Annotated in this window: 13 protein-coding genes and 1 pseudogene; 4 read left to right on the top strand and 10 right to left on the bottom strand. The window is 72.0% G+C overall.

All coding sequences use genetic code 11. The annotated features are described in order from the left end of the window. Nucleotides 1-47: 47 nt before the first annotated feature. Nucleotides 48-299: pseudogene (locus ABIA35_RS09755) on the bottom strand (WhiB family transcriptional regulator); the annotation flags it as partial. Nucleotides 300-488: 189 nt separating this feature from the next. Then, nucleotides 489-944: a hypothetical protein gene (locus ABIA35_RS09750; RefSeq protein ID WP_370338135.1), complete on the bottom strand. Its 456-nt coding sequence runs from the start codon at nucleotides 942-944 to the stop codon at nucleotides 489-491. Between the two features lie 389 nt (nucleotides 945-1333). Between ABIA35_RS09750 and ABIA35_RS09745 the strand changes: the two genes are divergently transcribed. After that, nucleotides 1334-2596 carry a hypothetical protein gene (locus ABIA35_RS09745; RefSeq protein WP_370357605.1) on the top strand — a complete coding sequence of 421 codons (1263 nt, stop codon included), beginning with the start codon at nucleotides 1334-1336 and terminating at the stop codon, nucleotides 2594-2596. Beyond that, nucleotides 2593-3861, top strand: a complete 1269-nt coding sequence (locus ABIA35_RS09740; RefSeq protein WP_370357604.1) for a hypothetical protein — start codon at nucleotides 2593-2595, stop codon at nucleotides 3859-3861. The genes ABIA35_RS09745 and ABIA35_RS09740 overlap by 4 nt, the downstream gene beginning before the upstream one ends. On the opposite strand, the gene ABIA35_RS09735 is transcribed toward ABIA35_RS09740, so the two are convergent. Beyond that, nucleotides 3831-6095: an ATP-dependent DNA helicase UvrD2 gene (locus tag ABIA35_RS09735; protein WP_370338129.1), complete on the bottom strand. Its 2265-nt coding sequence runs from the start codon at nucleotides 6093-6095 to the stop codon at nucleotides 3831-3833. The genes ABIA35_RS09740 and ABIA35_RS09735 overlap by 31 nt on opposite strands. 113 nt (nucleotides 6096-6208) lie before the next feature. Here ABIA35_RS09735 and ABIA35_RS09730 point away from each other — a divergent pair, with 113 nt between their 5' ends. Further along, the gene (locus ABIA35_RS09730; protein ID WP_370338127.1) at nucleotides 6209-6463 is read left to right on the top strand and encodes a mycoredoxin; all 255 of its coding nucleotides are present in this window, start codon (nucleotides 6209-6211) and stop codon (nucleotides 6461-6463) included. 548 nt (nucleotides 6464-7011) lie between these two features. Here ABIA35_RS09730 and ABIA35_RS09725 read toward each other — a convergent pair. The 5 genes from ABIA35_RS09725 to ABIA35_RS09705 form a co-directional block, all read right to left on the bottom strand. Then, nucleotides 7012-8112 carry a serine protease gene (locus tag ABIA35_RS09725; protein WP_370338125.1) on the bottom strand — a complete coding sequence of 367 codons (1101 nt, stop codon included), beginning with the start codon at nucleotides 8110-8112 and terminating at the stop codon, nucleotides 7012-7014. A 92-nt stretch (nucleotides 8113-8204) separates the two neighbouring features. After that, entirely contained in the window at nucleotides 8205-9230 is a 1026-nt protein-coding gene (nudC, locus tag ABIA35_RS09720; RefSeq protein ID WP_370357603.1) for an NAD(+) diphosphatase, read from the bottom strand. Between the two features lie 76 nt (nucleotides 9231-9306). Then, on the bottom strand, nucleotides 9307-10725 hold the full coding sequence (locus ABIA35_RS09715; protein ID WP_370357602.1) for a dipeptidase: 1419 nt from the start codon (nucleotides 10723-10725) through the stop codon (nucleotides 9307-9309). Between the two features lie 119 nt (nucleotides 10726-10844). Next, the gene (locus tag ABIA35_RS09710; protein ID WP_370357601.1) at nucleotides 10845-12227 is read right to left on the bottom strand and encodes an aldehyde dehydrogenase family protein; all 1383 of its coding nucleotides are present in this window, start codon (nucleotides 12225-12227) and stop codon (nucleotides 10845-10847) included. Between the two features lie 80 nt (nucleotides 12228-12307). After that, a complete protein-coding gene (locus ABIA35_RS09705) occupies nucleotides 12308-13537 on the bottom strand; it encodes an ABC transporter substrate-binding protein (protein WP_370357600.1) in 1230 nt (409 codons plus the stop codon). Between ABIA35_RS09705 and ABIA35_RS09700 the strand changes: the two genes are divergently transcribed. Next, nucleotides 13536-13676, top strand: a complete 141-nt coding sequence (locus ABIA35_RS09700) for a hypothetical protein (protein WP_370338115.1) — start codon at nucleotides 13536-13538, stop codon at nucleotides 13674-13676. The two genes, ABIA35_RS09705 and ABIA35_RS09700, sit on opposite strands and share 2 nt — an antisense overlap. Before the next feature lie 139 nt (nucleotides 13677-13815). Here the strand turns inward: ABIA35_RS09700 and ABIA35_RS09695 are convergent, their stop codons facing one another. Both ABIA35_RS09695 and ABIA35_RS09690 read right to left on the bottom strand, forming a co-directional pair. Then, a complete protein-coding gene (locus ABIA35_RS09695) occupies nucleotides 13816-17199 on the bottom strand; it encodes a UvrD-helicase domain-containing protein (protein ID WP_370357599.1) in 3384 nt (1127 codons plus the stop codon). Further along, nucleotides 17196-20516 carry an ATP-dependent helicase gene (locus tag ABIA35_RS09690; RefSeq protein ID WP_370357632.1) on the bottom strand — a complete coding sequence of 1107 codons (3321 nt, stop codon included), beginning with the start codon at nucleotides 20514-20516 and terminating at the stop codon, nucleotides 17196-17198. The genes ABIA35_RS09695 and ABIA35_RS09690 overlap by 4 nt, the downstream gene beginning before the upstream one ends. Between the last annotated feature and the right edge of the window lie 138 nt (nucleotides 20517-20654).

Genomic DNA, 20654 nt, shown 5'->3' with positions numbered 1-20654 from the left:
ACCGCGGCGGCGGCCTCGGCGGCGATCTGGGCCTCGACCAGGGCGGCGTCCTTGCGCGGACGGCCGCGCGGCCGCTTGCGGGCCACGATCGCCCCCTGGACGAAGAGCTCACCGCCCCAGACACCCCACGGCTCGCGGCGCTCGAGGGCGCCGGCCAGGCAGGCGGCCTTCACCGGGCACTCGACGCAGATCGCCTTGGCGAACTCGACGTCGGCCGGGGTCTCGGCGAAGAACACCTCCGGGTCGTAAGCGCGGCACGGCAGGGTGGTGTCGATCTGCTCGACGACCGTGTCGAACATGTTCTGCACTGTGAGTCACCTCGTCAGTTGTCTTCTCCCGGCTTGAGTTCTTCAGACCGGGTCTTGCGGTACCGCTCCCGCCACGGGGTCACCGTCGCGGGCCGTACTGTCGTGCGTCGAGAAACACGAAGGCCGCGGATCCCTTATCGGGATTCCGCGGCCTCAAGTCCTGCCGGTTGAAGAAGTTCTTCATCCAGGTGGACTGGAGGTGCGGAAGTCCCACAGGGTCATCGGCTTGCTGCCGTTGTCGCCCTTGCTGCTGTCGTAGTCGCGCTCGGAGATGCCACTGCCGTCGTTCTGCGGTCGCCCGTCGCCCAGACCCAGGCCCGAGTTCCGGTCCAGACCCAAGTTCCGGTCCAGACCCAGACCCGTTGCGGGGACCAGAGCCTCTTGTCCCAGCTGACGGACATAGCCGTGCCGCTCCAGCAGACCCGCGCCGAGGGCGATCAGGCCCAGGGTCGCGGCCGCGCCGGCCAGGCCGGCGCCGGAGACCGACTCCACCTGCCAGACGGCGGCCGCCGAGCCGAAGCACTCCTGCCCGGACACCAGGCGGCAGGCGGCGGCGAAGTCCTCGGACGCACGGAAAACCTGCGCAGGGGTCGTCTCCTGCACGCGGACGGCAGCAATGCCGGTCATGTTCCTCATCGAAATTCGCCTCCTTCACTTCGCCTTGGTGTGGACGGAGCCGCTGGCAGTCGGCACCACACGTCTTACAGATGGATTCTTCAGTTGAGGCACACAGTGGTGCTTCGGGCGATTCCTCGCCCGCATCGGAAGGTTAGGTGATCCCCGTTATGGGCCGCAAACTATTTTTGACCTGCGGTTTCGCCCTTGAGCCAGAGAATTCGGCTCCGATGGCCCCCACCATGGTCGACATAGTTGCCCCCAACCTCGACGCGGACCATGCTGTCAGAACCGCACCGGCCTGTCACCCCTTTCACACGAACTTTCTGGAAAACTTCGCGGGAGGATGGGCCAGGATGGGTGGCCGCGGGGAGCACCACAGCGGACAGCGCGAGGGATACAGGGGCGGGATGGACACCAACCAGGGCGCCGGCGACCCACCGGACGACGACGTCTTCGGCCCGGTCGAGGACGGCGAAGAGGTCTTCGAGTGGATCGACGACCAGGACGGCGCGGACGAGCCGGGCGAGCGTCCGGCCAAACCTCCGGCCCGCACCCTCCGGGAGCGCGCGACCGCCATCCGCTCCGGCGGCCGGCGGCTGCGCGGCTCGCGCCGCGAGATCGCGGCCGTGGCCGCGGCGGTCGTCCTGGCCTGCGCGATCGGCGGCGCGTGCACCGCCTGGTTCGACACCGTCGCCGGAGCGGCCGACCGCGCCGACGTGGTCGCGCTCGCGGTCGACGCGGTCGTGGACGGCGACCCGGCGGCCTCCTCCTACAACGCCGCGAACACCACCGCGGTCGGCCAGTACGTCGTCGAGATCGCCAACAACAGCCCGGACGCGGTGACCCTGGCCTCCGTGCAGGTCGACGCCGGCACCCTGATGACCAGCAGCGCCTGGAAGCCGGCCGGCGGCTCGCCGCGGATCCCGGCCGGCGGCACCGCCAAGGTGGCGCTCACCGTCCGGCTGTCCTGCCCGCTGGTCATCCTGAGCCAGCAGACCGGGATGTTCGCCGACGCCCCGGGCACCGGCGGCGGGACGTCGCTGGCCTTCCCGGCCGTGCACGTCCAGGCCCGCGACTCCGACGGCGACCTGCACGACCTGGTCCTGGCGACCCGGGTCGCCACCTCCGACCAACTGGCGGCGGGGCAGTCGGCGTTCCGCAGCCCCGGTGGCGCGGCCGTCCCGGGCATCATCTCCGCCGACGCCGGACCCTGCACCCAGTACACGACGGACCGCACCGTGCAGCGCCTCAGCGCGGGCGCCGGCGCGGCCCGGTTCCCCAGCGACGTCATGTTCGCCTACGACAACGTGCTGTCCTCCTCCAAGGGCAGCTTCGTCCTGGGCTTCACCGTGAAGAACACGTCCAACCACGGCGTGACCCTGACCTCGCGCGGCGACACGACCTACATCGACGACCCCCAGCTGCGCACCGAGTGGTCCCCCGCGGTCATCCACCTCGATCCGGGCCAGAGCCGGCCGGGACAGCTGACCGTGAACATCCACGACTGCACCAGCATCCTGACCGACGCCCCGGTGCTCGGGGAGACCATGATGCAGGTGGACGACGGGAGCGGCGACACCCCGCAGCCGGTGTTCATCGAGCAGGCGCTGACCGGCTCGCTGCGGATGACCGGCGAAGTGGTCGAGCAGGAGAAGGCGGCGTGCTCATGACCGACCTGATCGAGTCCGAGGACGAACTGCTCGACCCGCAGCCCGGCCCGGCTGCCGCCGCACCGCCGCACCGCCTGGCGGCGGCCCTGCACCGGCTCCGCGACCGCACCCCGCTGGCCGCCGGCCGCGAGATCGACCCGGAGCGGCGGCGGCGCCGGAGCCTGGCCGGCCTGCTGGCCCTGGCCCTGGCGGCCGGAGCCGGGGCCACCGGGGTGGCCGTGCACAGCCGCGACGTCGGCCACGCCCGGGCGCACGCCCAGGACCGGATGCTGCTGCACGTGCTCGGGGGCAGCGCCACGCTGAGCTTCGGCAACCTCAACGGATCCGGATCCGGATCCGGAAGCTCCGGCGGTTCGGTCTTCGGCGGGACCTCCGGCCAGGACTCGCTGCCGGCCTACTTCACCGTCGCCCTCCGCAACGACGGCGCGAAGCCCCTGGAGGTCACCGGGCTCCGGATCGCCGTGCCCGGGGTCGCCGTGCTCGATCCGGCGCCGGCCATGACCCTCGGCCCCGGCGACACCGAGGCCCTCACCACCAAGATCGGCGTGAGCTGCGATGCCGCCGCCCTGCCGGAGTACCCCTCCGGGGTGACGGCGACGGTGCGCACACCCGCCGCCAAGGACAAGGCGGCCGGCTCGCCGGCCACCGTGCCGCTGGCCTTCGACCCGGGGCATCCGGCGCTGCCGGCGTCCGGCGCCGAGGAGGCGGCCGCGAACCCCGAGTTCCTCGGCTCGCTCGACGCCCTCCAGTTCCAGTCCTACGTCACCAGCAGCTTCTACCGGCTGTGCGGCGACGTGCTGGCCAGCGTGCCGTCCCGGGTCAGCGCCACCGCGGTGACCGGCACGCCGAGCCCGCAGAACCCGGTGGTGAGCTACTCGCTGCACATCGACGCCGACTCCGACGCGCCGCGGATGGCGGTGCCCCTGCCGAAGTCGTCGACCGTCCCCGGAGTGAGCGCGCAGACCGACCTTTCCGCACCGGAGCAGATCGGCGCCGAGGGCTTGGACGTGAACGTGACCGACCGGATCACCGACTGCTCCGCGCTCGGCGACTACCTGGCGGTGCGCGGCGGAGCCTCGGTGGCCGCGGCCGCGCTGAACGCGGCGACGCCGATCGGGCTGCAACCGGTCGATCCCCGGTTCCGGACCACCCCGACCCAGCTGGCCGCGGCGGCCCAGCCGGTGTTCGTCGGGATCACGCCCGGGACCGCGGACCTGCAGTCGGCGCTGCTGGCTCAGCTCGCGTCGGTCTGCCCCGACATCTGACCGGCCTTGTAGTCCGACGTGTGCGCGGAGATAAGCCCCAGCACCTCGTCCCCGTAGCGGTCCGCCTTCGCCTTGCCGACCCCGGCGATCTTCGTCAGGGCGGCGGGCGTGGCCGGCAGGGACTCGCCGATCGCGGTCAGGGTGGCGTCGGTGAAGACGCAGTAAGCGGGCAGCTTCTGCTTCTTGGCCTGCCCCGCGCGCCACTCGCGCAGTTCCTCGTACAGCTCGGGGTCCAGGGTGCTGGGACAGGTCTCGCAGCGGCCGATCTTGCGCTCGGCCGCGTCGATCAGGGACCGGTGGCAGACCCGGCAGGTGATCGGTTCCACTGTCCGGCGCGGGCGCTCCTCGCTGTCCGCCGACGAGCCGGAGGGGCGGCGCCGTCCGGAGCCGCCGCCTCTTATGACGCCGCCCGCCGCGCCCTCGCGGGTGTCGCGGCCCACGCCGCCGCGCAGGCCGTCCAGGAAGCGCGACGGGGAGCGGGAGGCCCGGCCGCCCGGGGAGCGCGCCAGGGACCACGACAGGAACAGCCGCTCGCGCGCACGGGTCACCCCGACGTAGAGCAGGCGCCGCTCCTCCTCGATCTGCTCGGGGGTCTCGGCGTAGGTGATCGGCATCATGCCCTCGGTCATGCCGACCAGGAAGACCGCGTCCCACTCCAGGCCCTTGGCGGCGTGGAAGGTGGACAGCGTGACGCCCTCGACGGTCGGGGCGTGCTGGGCGTCGGCGCGCTCGCGCAGCTCGGCGCTGAAGCGGTCCAAGCCCGCGTCCGGGTGCGTGCGGCCGTACTCCTCGGCCAGCGAGACCAGCGCGGCCAGCGACTCCCAGCGGTCGCGCAGGCGGCCGGCTCCCTTGGGGGCCAGCGGGGTCCAACCGTGGCTGGAGAAGATCGCGCGGACCTCCGAGGCCAGGGTCTCGCCCTCCCCGTCCTCGCCGGGGCCGCCGGCGCCGAGGCCGGGCAGCGTGTCGGCGGCGTGGTCGGAACGGGCCTTGGCGGCGCCGCGCAGCCAGACCTGGATCGCCTCGCGGACCTCGGGACGCTCGAAGAAGCGCTCGACGCCGCGCAGTATGTAGGGCACGCCGGCGTCGCTCAGGGCCTGCTCGTACTCCTCGGACTGCGCGTTGATGCGATACAGGACCGCGACCTCGGAGAGCCGGACCCCGGCGTCCACCAGCTTCTTGATCTCGCGCGCCACCTCGCGGGCCTCGGTCTCGGCGTCCGGGTGCTCGGCGAACTTCGGGCGCGGACCGTCGGCGCGCTGCGCGATCAGCTGCACCCGGGCCTTGGCCGCGCGGCCCTCGGCGCGGTCCAGCAGGGCGTTGGCCAGGGCCACGACCTGGGGCGTGGAGCGGTAGTCGCGGACCAGCTTGACCATCGTCGGGTCCTCGAAGCGGTCGGCGAAGTCCAGCAGGTAGCGGGGGTCGGCGCCGGTGAAGGAGTAGATGGTCTGGCTGGCGTCACCGACCACGCACACGTCGGCCCGCTCGCCGAGCCAGCAGTCCAGCAGACGCTGTTGCAGGGGGTTGACGTCCTGGTACTCGTCGACGGTGAAGAAGCGGTACTGGTTGCGCACCGTCGCGGCGATGTCCGGGCGCTCCTCCATGATGCCGATGGTGAGCAGCAGCACGTCCTCGAAGTCGATGGCGTTGCGGTCGCGCTTGGCGCTCTCGTACTCGGCGTAGACCTTCGCCACCTCGGCGGCGTCGCGCGGCGGCGTGCGCAGCGCCTTGGCCGCGGCCCCCGCGTAGTCGTCGGCCACCACCTGCGTGGACTTCGCCCACTCGATCTCCCCGGCCAGGTCGCGCAGCTCGGCGCGCTCGGCGTTCAGCCGCAGGCGGCGCACCGCCTCGGCGACCAGCGGGATCTTGGAGTCGATGAGCTGCGGGGTCGGCCCGCCGACGGCCTTGGGCCAGAAGTACTGGAGCTGCCGCAGCGCCGCGGCGTGGAAGGTCCGCGCCTGCACCCCGCCGGCCCCGAGCTGCCGCAGCCGGCCCCGCATCTCCCCGGCCGCCCGCTGGGTGAAGGTGACGGCCAGCACCTGGCTCGGGATGTACTCGCCGGTCCCCACCCCGTACGCGATGCGGTAGGTGATGGCCCGCGTCTTGCCGGTCCCGGCCCCGGCCAGCACGCACACCGGCCCGTGCAGCGCCTCGGCGACGGCCCGCTGCTCCGGGTCGAGCGCGTCCAGCAGCGCGGCGGCGGGGACCGGGCCGGAGCCGGGATGAGTCTGCGGCATCCGACCATGTTCGCATCAACCGCCGACACCCTTCGCGGGGCATGCGGAAGAATCACAGCCCCGCCCGGGTTGCACAGACCGGATGGTCCCGACAGCCGATGAGGAAGTGGAAGATGAACGACCAGATCACGATGTACTCGACGACCTGGTGCGGCTACTGCCGCCGGCTGAAGAGCCAGCTCGAGCGCGAGGGCATCGGATTCGCGGAGGTCGACATCGAGCAGGTGCCGGACGCCGCCGACTACGTGATGAGCGTCAACGGCGGGAACCAGACGGTCCCGACGGTGGTCGTGGTGGCGCCGGGCGGCGAGAAGGTCGCGATGACCAACCCCTCGCTGGCGCAGGTGAAGCAGGCCGCGGGCATCTGAGCCCGCGCTTCGGCTGACACAGGACGTCAGGCCTCCGGCTGTCCGGCCGGAGGCTCTTCGGCTTCGGCGGGCTCCTCGGGAACCGGCTCGCCCTCTGCGGCACCGCTTTTTTCGTGCCCTGCGACGCGCAAGCTAGCGCCGGCGCTGCTTCAGCAGGCGGATCAGGCGGCGTATGACGAAAACCATCGGGGTCCCCTAGGTCGAGCGGCTTCCCGTTCTCGGGCTCGTCAGCGAAGGTACCGCCTGCCACCAGGCACGGGCCTCAACCCTGGGGTTGACTCCGGGGTGGAACGCGGGTGGAAAGCCCGGCCACGTTCGGGTGGCATCGGAACACTCTGGGTTACGCCACGATCACGGTGCGACTACACCTGGTGCCATGACCAAGACAACAGGCGTCTTCCTCGCCCTCCTCGTCGTGGGCATCACGGTGACCACCGGCGGGCATACCGCGAAAACTCATGCCACGGGGCCGGTATGTCCGGCGACCTCCACCACTGCGTCGACAGGCCATACGGCCTCGGCTGCGGGCCGCTAGGCAGCTCGCGCTCTCAGGGCGCCGGCGAGGCGTTCGCGGTGGTGTAGAGCTGCTTGGCGCTCGCGTCCAGATACGGTCCCGCGAGCCAGTTCCCGCCGTGCGCGTTGTGCGCGCTGCCCACCGAGGTGTTGGTCACCAGTGACACGTCCCCCGCGGACTGCCCGGGGGCCCGCGCGAACCATCCGCCGCCCGAGGCTCCGCCGGTGAGGTCGCAGCCGGCCCGGTACTCCTTCGCGTCCGGTCCGAGCTCGGTGACGTTCAGCAGCTGGACCGAGTCGGCCGTGCAGCCGTACTGCGACATCCCGTTGAACGGCTGCGCGGCGGGGTAGCCGCGGATCGACATCTGCGGCGTCTTGGCCTGCTCGGTGGGAGCGTTGAACCACATCGGCACCGGCTTCGCCCCGGTCGACTGCACCGCGGAGTCCAGGGTCTGGCCCCGGGAGTTGCGGCCGACCTCGATCACCGCGTAGTCGTGCGCCAGGTCGCCGCCGTGCTCGTCGCCGGTCTTGACCCACTCCGGCGAGGTCCAGACGTGGACCGCCGGGAACGTGCCGAGCGGCGCGTACGCCGACAGGTCGCTCGGGTCCACGTTCGGGTCGCCGTCGGGGTTGTCGAAGGCGGGGACGAAGACCATGTCCATGTGCCAGGTGCCGCCCTTGCCGTCGTGGACGCAGTGCCCCGCGGTCCACACCAGGCTGGCGTTCTGGCTCTTGATCACGGTGCCGGAGCACACGTAGTAGTTGCCGGAGTCGGCGTCGCCCTGGCGGTAGAAGAACAGCTTGCCGGTGACCGCGCCGGTGTGGTTGGTGTACGGGCCCGGCACCTTGCGCGCGTCGACCGGCTGGGGCAGGGGCGCGTTGTCGAAGGAGGGCAGCGACTGCTGCCCCGTCAGGCCGCCGTCCTTGCCCTGATGGGCACCGCCGGCCGCGGAGGGGGTGTTCGGGCTGAGCACCGCGCCGACGAAGTCCTTGCCGAACTCGCCGCCCGAGGACTGCTGTCCGATGACGCCGGAGCTGGAGCAGGCACCCGCCAGCGACACCACGGCCGTCACCGCGACGAGCGCCGTAACCGCTCGGCTCTTGATCCTCAGGCCCCGGCGTGGGCGTATCAGCATGGCGTCGCCTCCCCTCCCTTCAACGCCCACGACACTACCAATGGTTCTCTAAAAGAAGCCTGAGTCGCGGCTGGATCGATGAGGGAAGGGCGTCAGTGCGCCACCGGGTCGCCGCCGTACCAGTGGTTGACCAGACGACGCGAGATCGAGATCTCCGAGGGCAGCATCAGGAGTTCGCCGGAGTTGACGGCCTCCTTCAGCTCGGCCCGCGAGTACCACTTCGCCCAGTCGAGCTCGGCACCGTCCAGCTTCAGGGCCGGGTCGTCCACGGTCGCTGTGAAGCCGAGCATCAGCGAGCGGGGCAGCGGCCACGGCTGGCTGCCGAGGTAGCGCACGGAGGTGATCCGCAGGCCGGCCTCCTCCGCGCACTCGCGCGCCACCGCCGCCTCCAGCGTCTCGCCGGGCTCGACGAAGCCGGCCAGCACCGACGCCCGGTTCGGCGGCCAGGCCGCGTTGCGGGCCAGCAGCAGCCGGTCGTCCGGGTCGGTGATGGCCATGATCACGGCCGGGTCGGTCCGCGGATAGTGCTCGGTACCGCAGTGGTCGCACTTGCGGACCGAGCCGGCATAGGTCACGCGGGTCGCGTGGCCGCACACCCCGCAGAAGCCGTGCGTGCGGTGCCAGTTGTCCAGGCCGATCGCGTGCGCCAGCACGCCGCCGTCGCGGTCCGGCAGGGTCGAGGCGACCTCGCGCACGTGCCGTAGTTCGCCGAGCGCCGGCACGTCTTCGGCGGCCGGCGGCTGCGGCGAGGTCAGCGCCGCGCCGGGGGTGGAGGCGGAGCCGGCGGTCGAGGCCGTCGGCTTGCCGTCCGGGCCGGGTGTACCGACGCTGACCGCGAAGTACGCCACGTCCTCGTCGTCCACGCCGAGGAAGTAGCGCTGAGCGGCGGGGTACCGCGCGTCGAACACCGCGCCGGGGTGGAACACCAGCCCGGGGCCCGGGTCCAGCACCGCCTCGGCCCGGCTGTCGTCGACCGCGAACACCCGGGTACCCGGGTCGGCCCACGCCGCCGCCAGCCAGTCCTCGTCGGTGCGCCGCTCGGCGGCGCGGTCGACGACCGACCGCGCCAGCAGCATGCGGCCGAGTTCGCCCTCGAAGTAGCGCGCTTGCTCGGTCATCGATGGACCTCCCCGAATAGTTCCGGCTGCCCTGAGGGCTTCAGTGCTCGTGTGCTCGAGTGCTTGTCAGCGCTTCTCAGCGCTTCTCAGCCAGGTCCGACCACAGGTACGCGGCCGCCTCGGCACCCTTGAGCAGCAGCGGGATCGTCATGCTCTCGTTCGGCGAGTGCCAGCCGTCCGAGGGCAGCGACACACCGAGGAACACCACCGGCGCCTCGATGACCTCCTGCAGGTCGGCCTCGGGACCGGAGCCGCCCTCGCGGGTGAACAGCACCTCGCGCGGCTCGTCGGGCTCGCCGAACGCCTTGCCCATGGAGCGGGTGATCGCCTGCACCGCCGGGTGGTCCAGCGGGGTCATGCAGGGCTTCACGCCGTCGGACTCCCAGTGGAGCGCGCCGGTCAGGCCGGCCGGGATGTTGGCGCGGAACCAGTCCTCGAACTTCTTCGCCACGTCCAGCGGGGCCTGGCCGGCCACCAGGCGCATCGAGATCTTGGCGTGCGCCTCGGCCGGGACGATGGTCTTGTGGCCGGGGCCGGTGTGCCCGCCCCAGAAGCCGTTCAGCTCGAACGTCGGCCGCGCCCACACCCGCTCCAGCGTGGTGAAGCCGGCCTCGCCGGCGGTCGCGGAGGACTTGGCGTTGCCCAGCCAGGCCTGCTCGTCGAAGGGCAGCTTGGCGAACATCTCGCGGTCGGTCTCGGTGAGCTCGACGATGCCGTCGTAGAAGCCGGGGACGACGACGCGCTTGTCGTCGTCGTGCACCCGGCCCATGAGCCGCACCAACTCGGTCAGCGGGTTCGGGATCGCGCCGCCGAAGGAGCCGGAGTGCACGTCGTTGGCCGGGCCGCGCAGGTCGATCTGGCCGGTGATCATGCCGCGCATACCGGTGCAGGTGGACGGCGTCTCCCGGTCCCACATGCCGGTGTCGGAGACCACGACGACGTCGGCCTTAACCCGGTCCCGCTTGTCCTCCAGCAGAGGGCGGAAGTTCGGCGAGCCGGACTCCTCCTCGCCCTCGGCGATGATCTTCAGGTTCACGGCCGGCGCGGTCCGCCCGGTCACGGCCAGGTGCGCCCGCAGGCCCAGCAGGTGGAACGCCAGCTGGCCCTTGTCGTCGGCGGCACCGCGCGCGTACAGCCGGTCACCCTTGACCGTCGGCTCAAAAGGCGGCGTGTCCCACAGCTCCACCGGCGTCACCGGCTGCACGTCGTGGTGGCCGTAGACGGCCACGGTCGGCGCGCCCTCGTCCCCGGACGGCCACTCGGCGAACACCGTCGGCAGCCCCTCGCCGCCGGCGGTCTCCCAGATCTCGACGGTGGGGAACCCGATCTCCCGCAGCTTCGCCGCCAGCCACTCCGCCGACCGCCGCACCTCCGGCGCGCTGGCCGGATCCGAGGAGATGGACGGGATGCGCAGCCACTCGTTGAGCTCGGCGAAGAACTCGTCGGCATGCTCGGCGACGTACGGACGGACGGCCTTGTCCGAAGCAGAAGTCATGCCGGAGACCTTACTCCTGCCGGGTGTCCCCGATCATGCCGGCGATCTGCACGAAGTAGGGGCCGGCGGGCGGCCGCGGTGCCTACACCCGCAACCGCCCGCCGGCGCTTCCGCTTCCGTTACCCGACCAGATCGGCCGGCACGCCCTGCAGCGCCACAGGACGGATGAACCGCCGGATCGCCTCGGTCCCCACCGACGTGCTCCAGGACGCCGAGGTGGCCGGCCACGGACCGCCGTGCTGCATGGCCTCGACCACCGCCACGCCGGTCGGCACGCTGTTCCAGACCACACGGCCCGCCCTGGCCACCAGCGAGGGCAGCAGTGTGCGGGCCGCCTCGCGGTCCGCGGCGCTGTCGTCGTCGGCGATGATCGTCGCCGTCAGCTGGCCCTCCAGCGAGTCGGCGAGCGCCGCGTACTCCGCCGGGTCCGCGCGCACGATCACCGTCGCCGGGCCGAAGTGCTCCTCGCGGTAGTCGCCGGCGAAGTCCTTCGCAGAGATCTGCGCCGCGAACGGCTTCCCCGCCCGCTCCGCGTCCGCACCCACGCCGGTGATCTGCTCCTGCCAGCGCCGGTGGGCCGCGGCCATCCCGTCGGTGAGCATCGGGATCGGGCCGTTGTCGGCGATGAGGTCGCCGGTCAGCGCGCCGAGCGCCTCGCCGTCGGCGTTCTCCGGCACGAACACCACGCCCGGCTTGGTGCACAGCTGTCCGCCGGAGCCGGTCACCGCCCCGGCCAGGGTCTCGGCCCACTTCTTGCGGCCGGCCTCGTCGGCGATCGCCCCGGGCAGCACGAACACCGGGTTCACGCTCCCCATCTCGGCGTAGACCGGGATCGGCTCGGGACGCGCGGCCGCGGCGTCCATCAGGGCCCGGCCGCCGCCCAGGGATCCGGTGAAGCCCACCGCCTTGATCGCAGGGTGCTGCACCAGCTCGATGGAGAGCTTGTTGGGGTCGCCGTCGGTCGACTCGGCGTCCAGGAAGCCGAAGGTGCCCTCCGGCGCGCCGGCTCCGGCGACCGCCTCGCTCAGGATCTCCGCGATCCGCCGCGACAGCCGCGGCTGCGCCGGGTGCCCCTTCACCACCACCGGGCAGCCGGCGGCCAGCGCCGAGGCGGTGTCGCCGCCGGGGACGCCGAAGGCGAACGGGAAGTTGGACGCGGCGAAGACCGCGACCGGCCCGAGCGGGACGTCGACCGTGTACACGTCCGCCCCGCCGAGCGCGGCGCCCGGCGAGCTGCGCCGGGACAGGTGGCGCCCGGCGGCGACGTGGTCGCCGTACAGCCGCAGCTGGCCGGTGGTGCGGCCGACCTCGCCGTTCAGCCGGGCCGCGGTCAGCCCGGTCTCCGTGCCGGCCAGCTCGACAAGCTCCGCGTGCGCCGCCTCAAGGGCGTCCGCGCACGCGTGGAGCAGGTCCCGCCGGCGTTCGGCGCTCCAGGAGCCGTAGACGCCCGCCGCTGACGCCGCCGCCTCGGCGGCCCGATCCAGTGTCGTGTGATATGTCACCGAATCAGGGTAACCCGGTCCGGCCGAGCGCCCAACCCCTCGACCGCTATGTGGGCGGTGCGGCCCGGCTCGGGCGGCGGTTACTTGGCCGGCGCGGCCTGCGCCCAGAAAGTCGCCGACTCCGCCTTGAGCTTGCCGATGAACTGCTGCGGGGTCAGCTTCCCGGTCATGAAGGCGACCGACTCCGGCTGGAACACCGTCGTGTACCACTTGGAGTCGTCGCGCATCAGCGCGTCCTGGTCCGGGAAGACCGTGCGGTTGGTCAGCGCGGTCTGCACCGAGGCCAGCACCGCGGGCGCGGGGATGTCGGTGCGCGGCGTCATGTTGCCGGCCTCCGTGGAGATCTTCGACAGCTGGGCCTTGGCCATGAAGTAGAGGACGAACTTCTCCGCGGCGTCCGCGTTCTTGCCGGCCTTGGGCACCGCGAACCCGAAGAAGTTCACGCCCGCGGAGTCGTTCGAGGGCAGGCCGCCCTGGTCCGGCATCGACGGGAACACGAAGCTGTCCACGTTCGTCGTGCGCTTGGTCTCGCTGGGCACCCACGTGCCGCCCAGGATCAGCGCCGCCTTGCCGGCGGCCCAGGCGTTCTGCTGGTCCTTGGCGTGGGTGCTGGTGGTCCCGGTGTCCTCGGTGTTCCAGCCGGGGGCGAAGTAGCCGCCCTTCACCAGCGCCTCCAGCTTCTGCGCGCCGTCCAGCAGCCGGGCGTCGTCCCAGCGGCTGTCGTCGGTGGCCGCGGCGGCGTCGTGCTGCTCGGCGGTGCGCTTGAACTGGCCGGGGCCGAGCTCGCGCTCGAACATCCACTCCACCCAGTAGGCGGCGTTGCCCCCGCTGGCGTCCAGGGCCAGCGGCGCCTGCCCCTTGGCCTTGATCTGCCCCAGCAGGTCCACGAACTGGTCCCAGTTCAGCGGCGGGTTCGTGGACAGCTGCGGATAGCGGGACTTGTCGAAGAAGACGGCTTCGGAGGCGACCTCGTAGGGCACCATCACCTCCGCACCGCTCGCGTCGGTGAGCAGCGGCGTGTACTTGTCCGGCACTACGTCGGTCAGGTTCTGGTTCTCGCCGGGAACCGGCTGCTGGTACAGGCTGGTCAGGTCGGTGACGGCCACGCCCTCCGCTGCGGCGCCGAGAATGGTGTTGATGCTGCCGTCGGACAGGTCCGGCACCGGCTTGCCGGCCTTGAGCGCGGCGGCGACGTCGTCCAGCACCCCGCGGCCGTGCCACTCGACGGTGACCGTGACCCCGGTGGCGGCCTTGTACGCGGCCAGCGCCTCCTTGATCACCGCGGCCTGCGGCTCGTTCTCCTTCCACATGGACCAGTACGTGAAGGACTTCGAGCCCCCGGACCCGACGGATCCCCCGGACGCCCCCGACGACGTGCTGCTGGAGCAGGCGGGCACGGTCGCGGCGATGACGAGCGCCGCGGCCGTCACGGCTATGTTCCGCCTCTGATGTCTTCCCCTGGACTGCGATGGCATGGAGGCAGGGTACGACTATCGGGAAAGCGCTTACAACGCGGGGCCGCCCCGTTCGAGCACTGATCACCCGGCGTTCATTCGCGCACCAGCCCGGCCGCGCGGAAAACGGCTTCTCAGCCGTCCCCGAACAGTTCCTCGAGCTCCTCGCGGTCCGGCAGTCCGGTCGGCCGGAAGGTCTGGCCGCCGCGCACGTAGACGAACGCCGCGGAGACCGCGGACAGCGGCACGCCCTGCATCTCGGCCCAGGCCAGCCGGTAGATCGCCAGCTGGGTCTCGTCCGCGTCCTGCGACCGGGAGGTCTTCCAGTCGACGACTTCCCATCCGTCAGTAGTCTTATATACGGCATCGATACGTCCGCGCACCACCCGGCCGGCCAGCACCACCTGGAACGGCTGTTCGACGGCGGCCGGCACCGAGTCGGCCCAGGGGGTGCGCAGGAACGCCTCCTGCAGCTCCTTGAGATCCACCTCGTCGGTGATCTCCTCGTCGGCGGCGCCCGGCAGGTCCTCGTACTCGAACAGCGCCTGCTGCCCGAACAGCGACTCGATCCAGGCGTGGAACTTGGTGCCCAGGCGGGCCGAGGGGGCCGGCGGCTGCGGCATCGGTCGGGCCAGCTCGCGGCGGAAGCGCGAGGGGTCGCTGCGGTATCGCAGCAGCTGGGAGGCCGACATCGAGGAAGGGAGCGGGGCGTAGCGCTGGATGGAGTCGCCGCGCTTGAGCTCCTCCAGCAGCGCTTCCAGGTCGCGGTCCCAGGAGGCTATGGCGGCGCGGTCCTCGGCGGTGGCGGCGGTCTCGGCGTCGACGGCCGACGACTCGGCTGGCTCGGCCGACTCCTCGGAAGCACGCTGAGCGGGCAGGAGGTCGGTGATCGGCTCGCCGTCCTCGTCGAAGAACGGGACAGCTTCCAGGGTGGCGCCTTGCACGGCTGCCGCCTCGCCGGCACCGCTGCCGGGCTGTTCAACGACTTGAGGTTCCTCAGAATCCGGCTCGGTGCCGATCGGCTCGCCGAACGCCGCGGCCTGCCGCCGGTACAGCGCCGCGACCACCATCTCGGCCCCGGCGCGCCGCCGCTCCGCGGCCTCGGCGTCCGGCAGCACCGGCCAGTGCGCCTCCGCGGCGCCCAGACTCGGGTTCACGGCGTCCGGGTCCGGCTCCGCGGCCCAGGCGACGATCTCGCCGTGGCCGTCCTGGCAGTGCTCGAACAAGCCGGTGAGCCAGGTGTCCGGCCCGCGCCGGCGCTTCTGGGTCGGGCCCCACCAGTGCCCCGAGGCGGTCAGGTAGTAGCGCGGCCGGGTGACCGTCACGTACTCCAGCCGCAGGTCCTCCCAGGACTCGTACTCCTTGGCCTGCTCCTTGAAGGACTTGAACGCGGCGGTGTTGCCGGCGTCGTCCAGGGCCGGCAGGTGTTCGGCGTCGCCGCGCAGCGGATAGGGCAGCACCGCGCCGGACCCGATCCACGACTCGCGCGGCTTCTGCGCGGCGCCGGCCAGGTGCGGCACGAACACCGCGTCCCACTCCAGACCCTTGGACTTGTGCATGGTCAGCAGCTTCACCGAGTCGCCCTGCGAGGGCAGCGAGGCGTCGATGCCCCGCTCGTGCCGCTCGGCGGCCTTCAGATAGGCACGGAAAGCGGTTACTGACTGATCGCCCTCCAGGTCCTGGAAGTCCGCGGCCCGGCCCAGGAACGCCGCCAGCGTCTCGGCCGAGCGCTGCGCCACCAGCTTGGGCGAGGCCGCGACCTCCACGTCCAGCCCGGTCACCGAGATCACCCGGTGCAGCACGTCCAGGACCGGCTCGGACAGCCGGCGGCGCAGGATCCGCACCTCGGAGGCGAAGCGCGCGAAGCGGACCCGGGCCTGCTCGGAGAACGGCAGATCCGGTCCCGGGTCGGCCATCGCGTCGGACAGCGAGACCACCTCGGTCGGGTCCGAGCCCGCGACCGCCTCGGCCAGCCGGTCCCGGCCGGCCCGGTCGGCGTATTCGGCCGGGTCCCGCACGAGCTCCCGGGCCCGCATGCCCAGCAGCGCCAGGTCCCGGGCGCCGATCCGCCAGCGCGGGCCGGTCAGCAGCCGGACCAGCGAGGCGTTGGCGATCGGCTCGTCGAGCACGTCCAGCATCGCGATCAGGTCGGCCACCTCCGGCAGGTGCACGAGCCCTGAGAGCCCGACGACCTCGACCGGCAGCCCCTGCGCGTGCATCTCCTCGTACAGCGGCGGGATCTGGTTGCCCTTGCGCACCAGCACCGCGATCTCGCGCAACGCGATCCCGCCCCGGTAGTGCGCGTCGGCGACCATCCGCGCGACCCACCTCACCTCGTCCTCGGCGGTCTCGGTCAGCCCGACGCGGGTCCAGCCCTGGTCGGCCTTCTCCGCCGAGGGCCGCAGCTGCCGGACCCCGGTGTGCCGCTGGCGCAGCGGGTCCGACACCACGTTCGCGAACTCCAGCAGGTGGCCGCCGCTGCGCCGGTTCTCGCTCAGCGCGTAGCCGCGCGAACGGGCGCCGTCGGCGTTCGCGAAGTGCTCCGGGAAGTCGTCGAGGTTCGCCACCGAGGCGCCGCGCCAGCCGTAGATGGACTGGCAGGGGTCGCCGACCGCGGTCACCGGGTGGCCGCCACCGAACAGGCCGACCAGCATACGGCGCTGCGCGACCGACGTGTCCTGGTACTCGTCGAGCAGCACGACCCGGAACTTCTCGCGCTCGATCGCCCCGACCTCGGGCCGCTCCTCGGCCAGCCGCGCGCCGAGCACCATCTGATCGCCGAAGTCGATCAGGTCGCGCCGCACCTTCAGGTCGCGGTAGCGCTCGACCAGCTCGGAGAGCTCGATCCGCTGCCGGGCGATCTCGGCGGCCTTGAGGAAGTCGGTGTAGCCGCGCTTGGCCTTGCCGTTCCTGGGATCGCGGAAGGACTCCGCCTGCCCGATGAAGGCCTCCTCGTGCTCGCGCAGCGCCTCGGGCGTGACCAGGTGCTCGGACAGCTCGCCGTCCAGGGCCAGCACCTTGTCGGCGAGGTCGGCGACCTTGCCCTTGAAGTACCGCAGCTCCTTGGGGCCGCGCACCGCGGTGACGGCCAGCTGGTAGCGCGTGGCGTCGGCGAGCAGCCGTGCCGAGGGCTCCAGGCCCAGACGCAGCCCGTGCTCCTTGATCAGGCGGTCGGCATAGGCGTGGTAGGTCGAGACGGTGGGCTCGCCGACGGACTCCTCGATGTCCGAATCAGGGTCGTCGAGCTCCTCTTCCTCAAGCTTGCGCAGGGCTTTGCGGATGCGCTCGGACAACTCCGCGGCCGCCTTGTTGGTGAAGGTCAGCCCGAGCACCTGGTGCGGTCCCACCTGCCCGGTACCGACCAGCCACACCACGCGGGCGGCCATCACCGTGGTCTTCCCCGACCCCGCGCCGGCCACGATGACGGCCGGCTCCAGCGGCGCCGTGATGGCTTCCAGCTGTTCTTCCGTGTAAGGAACCCCGAGCAGTGCTTTCAGATCTTCGGTGTCCCGGATCAAAGGAGTTGCTTTCCCTCGGGCTGTTTCGGGCAGCACTTGCGGAAGACGCAGGTGCCGCACTGTTTCTCGCCGTACGCGGCGAAGTTCTCGTCCAGGACCCGCGCGGCCATGTTCGCGAGCTTCTTCTCGATCGGCGTCTGGCCGGGCTGCTCCAGCGAGGGGTCCTGCTCGGCGGTCTTGGGCAGCCCGGCCGCGTCGCCCTCGCGCAGGAACACCAGCTCGGCGCCGCCGGACTCGTTCGAGACGCCCTGTATCGCGCCCTCGCGCACCACCAGCTGGTAGACCGCGAGCTGCGGGTGCTCCTGGGCCTCGTTCTTGGTCGGCACGTTCTTGCCGGTCTTGAAGTCGACCACGTAGACCAGCCCGGCCTCGTCGGTCTCCACCCGGTCGAAGGACCCGCGGATGCGCAGGTCGAAGCCCTCTCCTTCGCCCTCCTCGGAGCCGACGTTGAGCCGCACGTCGAAGTCCTGCTCCGAGGAGTGCAGCAGCCGGCCGCGGTCGGTGACGTGCCAGGCCAGGAACCGCTCCAGGGCCGCGCGCGCCTCCTCCTTCTGCTGCGGCGACTGCCACTGGGCCTCGAAGGACAGCCGGTCCCAGACCCGGTCCAGCCGCTCCATCAGCACGTCCAGCTGCGCCGGGGTGTCGCCCTTGGCCACCTCGTCGGCCAGCACGTGCACCACGTTGCCGAAGCCGAGCGCGACGGTCTTCTGCTCGTGCGCGGCGGCCTCGTGGTCCAGGAACCAGCGCAGCGAGCAGTCGTCTATGGCCGCGACCTGGCTGGCCGACAGCAGCAGCGGCTTGGCCGGGTCGCGCACCGGCTGCTCGGAGGCGGTCTCCTCGACCAGGCCCCACCACTTGTCCGGGTGGGCTGAGGGCACCAGCGGCCGGCCGTCCCCGGACTGCGCGTCGGCCAGCCGGGCCAGCCGTTCGGCGGCGGCCTGCCGCAGCTGGTCGGAGCTCTTCGGGTCGGTCAGGACCCGGCGCAGGTCGGCGACCAGGGCCGGGATGGCCAGCGCCCGCTTGCGCAGGCCCGGCAGCGGCTGCACGTCGACGCCGAGTTCATGGACGAAGCGCGAGGGCGCCTCGGCCGCGGCGTCGTCGCCGATCAGGGAGCTGTCGACGGCGCTGACCACCAGCCGCTCGCGGGCCCGGGTGGCCGCGACATAGAACAGACGGCGCTCCTCCGCGAGAAGCGTCGCCGCCGTCGGGATCTCCTCCATCGACCGTAAACCGTTGCGGCCGATGAGGTCGGCCTGGAGCAGCGAACCGCGCAGCCGCAGGTCCGGCCACAGACCGTCCTGCACGCCGGCGACGATCACGAAGCGCCACTGCAGGCCCTTGGACTTGTGCGCGCTCATCAGGCGCACCGCGCCGCCGCGCGAGGACTGCGCCGCCATCGAGTCGCCGGCCAGCTCCTGGGCCTCCAGGTCGGCGATGAAGTTGCGGACGCCGCGGCCGGTCGCGCGGTCCTCGGCGCGGGCGGCGTAGTCGAAGAGCACACAGACCGCGTCCAGGTCGCGGTCCGCCGAGCGGCCGATGTTGCCGCCCCGCTGGGAGGTCCGCTCCAGGTGCTGCGGCCAGTTGTGGGCACGGTTGCGACCGCGGTCGTCCGAGCCGCCGCTCCACAGTTCCCACAGGGCCTGCTCGACCGAGCCGCCCCCTCGCAGAATCTGGCGGGTGCGCAGCAGGAGCATGCCGAGGCGCCGGGCCGGCTCGGAGACGTCCTCCTCCATGGCGACCAGACGTCCCGGCTCGGCCAGGGCTTCGCGCAAGAGCACTTCGCTCGGGCGGACCCCGTTGACCGTGGGGTCCGTGACCTCGCGCGGTTCGGCGGCGACCGCGTTCTGGTTCGCGACACGCTCCTCGGCGCGCAGCGCGCGAGCGAGCTTACGGAGTTCGAAGGCGTCCATCCCGCAAAGCGGTCCGGACAGCAGCGAGCGCGCGACCTCCGGCGTCAGCATGTTCTCGTTGTCCGCCACCCGCAGCGCCTGCAGCAGCACCGCGACCGCGGGCTCGGCGGCCAGCGGCAGCTCGTCGCCGGAGGTGTCGACCGGCACGCCGGCCGTGATCAGCGCCCGCCGCAGCGCCGGGATCGAGCGGGTCGCGGAGCGGACCAGCACCGCGATCTCGTCCCACGGGACGCCGTCCTCCAGGTGCGCGCGCCGGACCATGTCGACGATGTTGTCGAGCTCGGTGGTCGGGGTCGGGAAGGTGAAGACCTGCAGCGAGCCCTCGATCGGCGCGCCGTCGACGACCGGCCCCTCCGCCGCCAGGTCGCGGTGCTCGCGCACCTTGTCGGTCGGCAGCAGCGGGATCGGCATGCGCCGGGTCAGGTTGCGCGAGGCCTTCAGCAGCGCCGGGCCGCAGCGGCGGGAGGTGCGCAGCACCGCGGTGTCGGCCGGGGTGCCGTCCATGTTCCGGAAGGCCTCGGGGAAGTCGAGGATGCCGCGCACATCGGCGCCGCGGAACTGGTAGATCGACTGGTCGGGGTCGCCGAACACGACCAGGTCCGCGCCGTCCCCGGCCAGCGCCTGGAGCAGGCGGACCTGCGCCGGGTCGGTGTCCTGGTATTCGTCCACGAACACCGCGCGGAAGTCGTGGCGCAGCTCGCGGCGCACGTCGTCCTGCCCGGCCAGTAGCACCGCGCGGTGCACGAGCTCGCCGTAGTCCAGGACGCCCTGAACGTCGAGCACGTCGAGGTACTCCTCGAAGAACGCCGAGGCGGCGTACCAGTCGCCGCGGTCGGCCCGCCGCGCGGCCTGCGCCAGCTCGGTCGGGTCCAGGCCCAGCTCCCGCGCGCGGGACAGGACGGTCCGCAGTTCCTCGGCGAACCCGCGGGTCGCGAGCGCCGCCCGCAGGTCCTGCGGCCAATGGATGCGCTCGCCGAGCGCTCCCCCGCCTATTCCTACATCGATGCTGCCGGAGACCAGGTCGCGCACGAACACGTCTTGTTCGGGGCCGGAGAGCAGCCGGATCGGCTCTGTGAACAGCTCGGGGTCCTGGAAGCGCCGGACCAGGGCGTAACAGAAGGAGTGGAACGTGGTCGCCAGCGGCGCGACGCCGGACATCGACAGCCGGCGGCCGATGCGGTCGCGCAGTTCGGAGGCGGCCTTGCGGCTGAAGGTGAGGATCAGCACCTGGTCCGGACGCAGCGCCGCGCGGTCGGGATCAGTCTTGGAGATGACCGCTTCCACGAGCGTGTGCGTCTTGCCGGTCCCGGGCCCTGCCAGCACCAGCAGCGGACCGCCGGGGTGTTCGACGACACGGCGCTGCGCCGGGTCCAGCGGCGGTCCGCTGACCTGAGGCGGGGCCTGCATGTCGAACACGGTTTCGAATCCTTTGCCGGCGGGTATACCCGAGCGATACACCACGGTCCTCTATGACAACACAGACCACCGACCGTCACGCCCGATTCGGCAATGGATCACGCCCGCGCGCGCCGATCATGCCAGAAC

This window comes from Catenulispora sp. MAP12-49, assembly GCF_041262705.1.
Taxonomy (GTDB): Bacteria; Actinomycetota; Actinomycetes; order Streptomycetales; family Catenulisporaceae; genus Catenulispora.
Note: the sequence above shows the minus strand (reverse complement) of the source record. Positions and strands in the feature narration are given on the sequence as shown.

Coding starts and splice junctions, on each gene's coding strand:
- ABIA35_RS09700 (WP_370338115.1), top strand. CDS start 13,536: ATGGACCAGTACGTGAAGGACTTCGAGCCCCCGGACCCGACGGATCCC.
- ABIA35_RS09740 (WP_370357604.1), top strand. CDS start 2,593: ATGACCGACCTGATCGAGTCCGAGGACGAACTGCTCGACCCGCAGCCC.
- ABIA35_RS09730 (WP_370338127.1), top strand. CDS start 6,209: ATGAACGACCAGATCACGATGTACTCGACGACCTGGTGCGGCTACTGC.
- ABIA35_RS09735 (WP_370338129.1), bottom strand. CDS start 6,095: ATGCCGCAGACTCATCCCGGCTCCGGCCCGGTCCCCGCCGCCGCGCTG.
- ABIA35_RS09750 (WP_370338135.1), bottom strand. CDS start 944: ATGAGGAACATGACCGGCATTGCTGCCGTCCGCGTGCAGGAGACGACC.
- ABIA35_RS09725 (WP_370338125.1), bottom strand. CDS start 8,112: ATGCTGATACGCCCACGCCGGGGCCTGAGGATCAAGAGCCGAGCGGTT.
- ABIA35_RS09690 (WP_370357632.1), bottom strand. CDS start 20,516: ATGCAGGCCCCGCCTCAGGTCAGCGGACCGCCGCTGGACCCGGCGCAG.
- nudC (WP_370357603.1), bottom strand. CDS start 9,230: ATGACCGAGCAAGCGCGCTACTTCGAGGGCGAACTCGGCCGCATGCTG.
- ABIA35_RS09705 (WP_370357600.1), bottom strand. CDS start 13,537: ATGTGGAAGGAGAACGAGCCGCAGGCCGCGGTGATCAAGGAGGCGCTG.
- ABIA35_RS09715 (WP_370357602.1), bottom strand. CDS start 10,725: ATGACTTCTGCTTCGGACAAGGCCGTCCGTCCGTACGTCGCCGAGCAT.
- ABIA35_RS09745 (WP_370357605.1), top strand. CDS start 1,334: ATGGACACCAACCAGGGCGCCGGCGACCCACCGGACGACGACGTCTTC.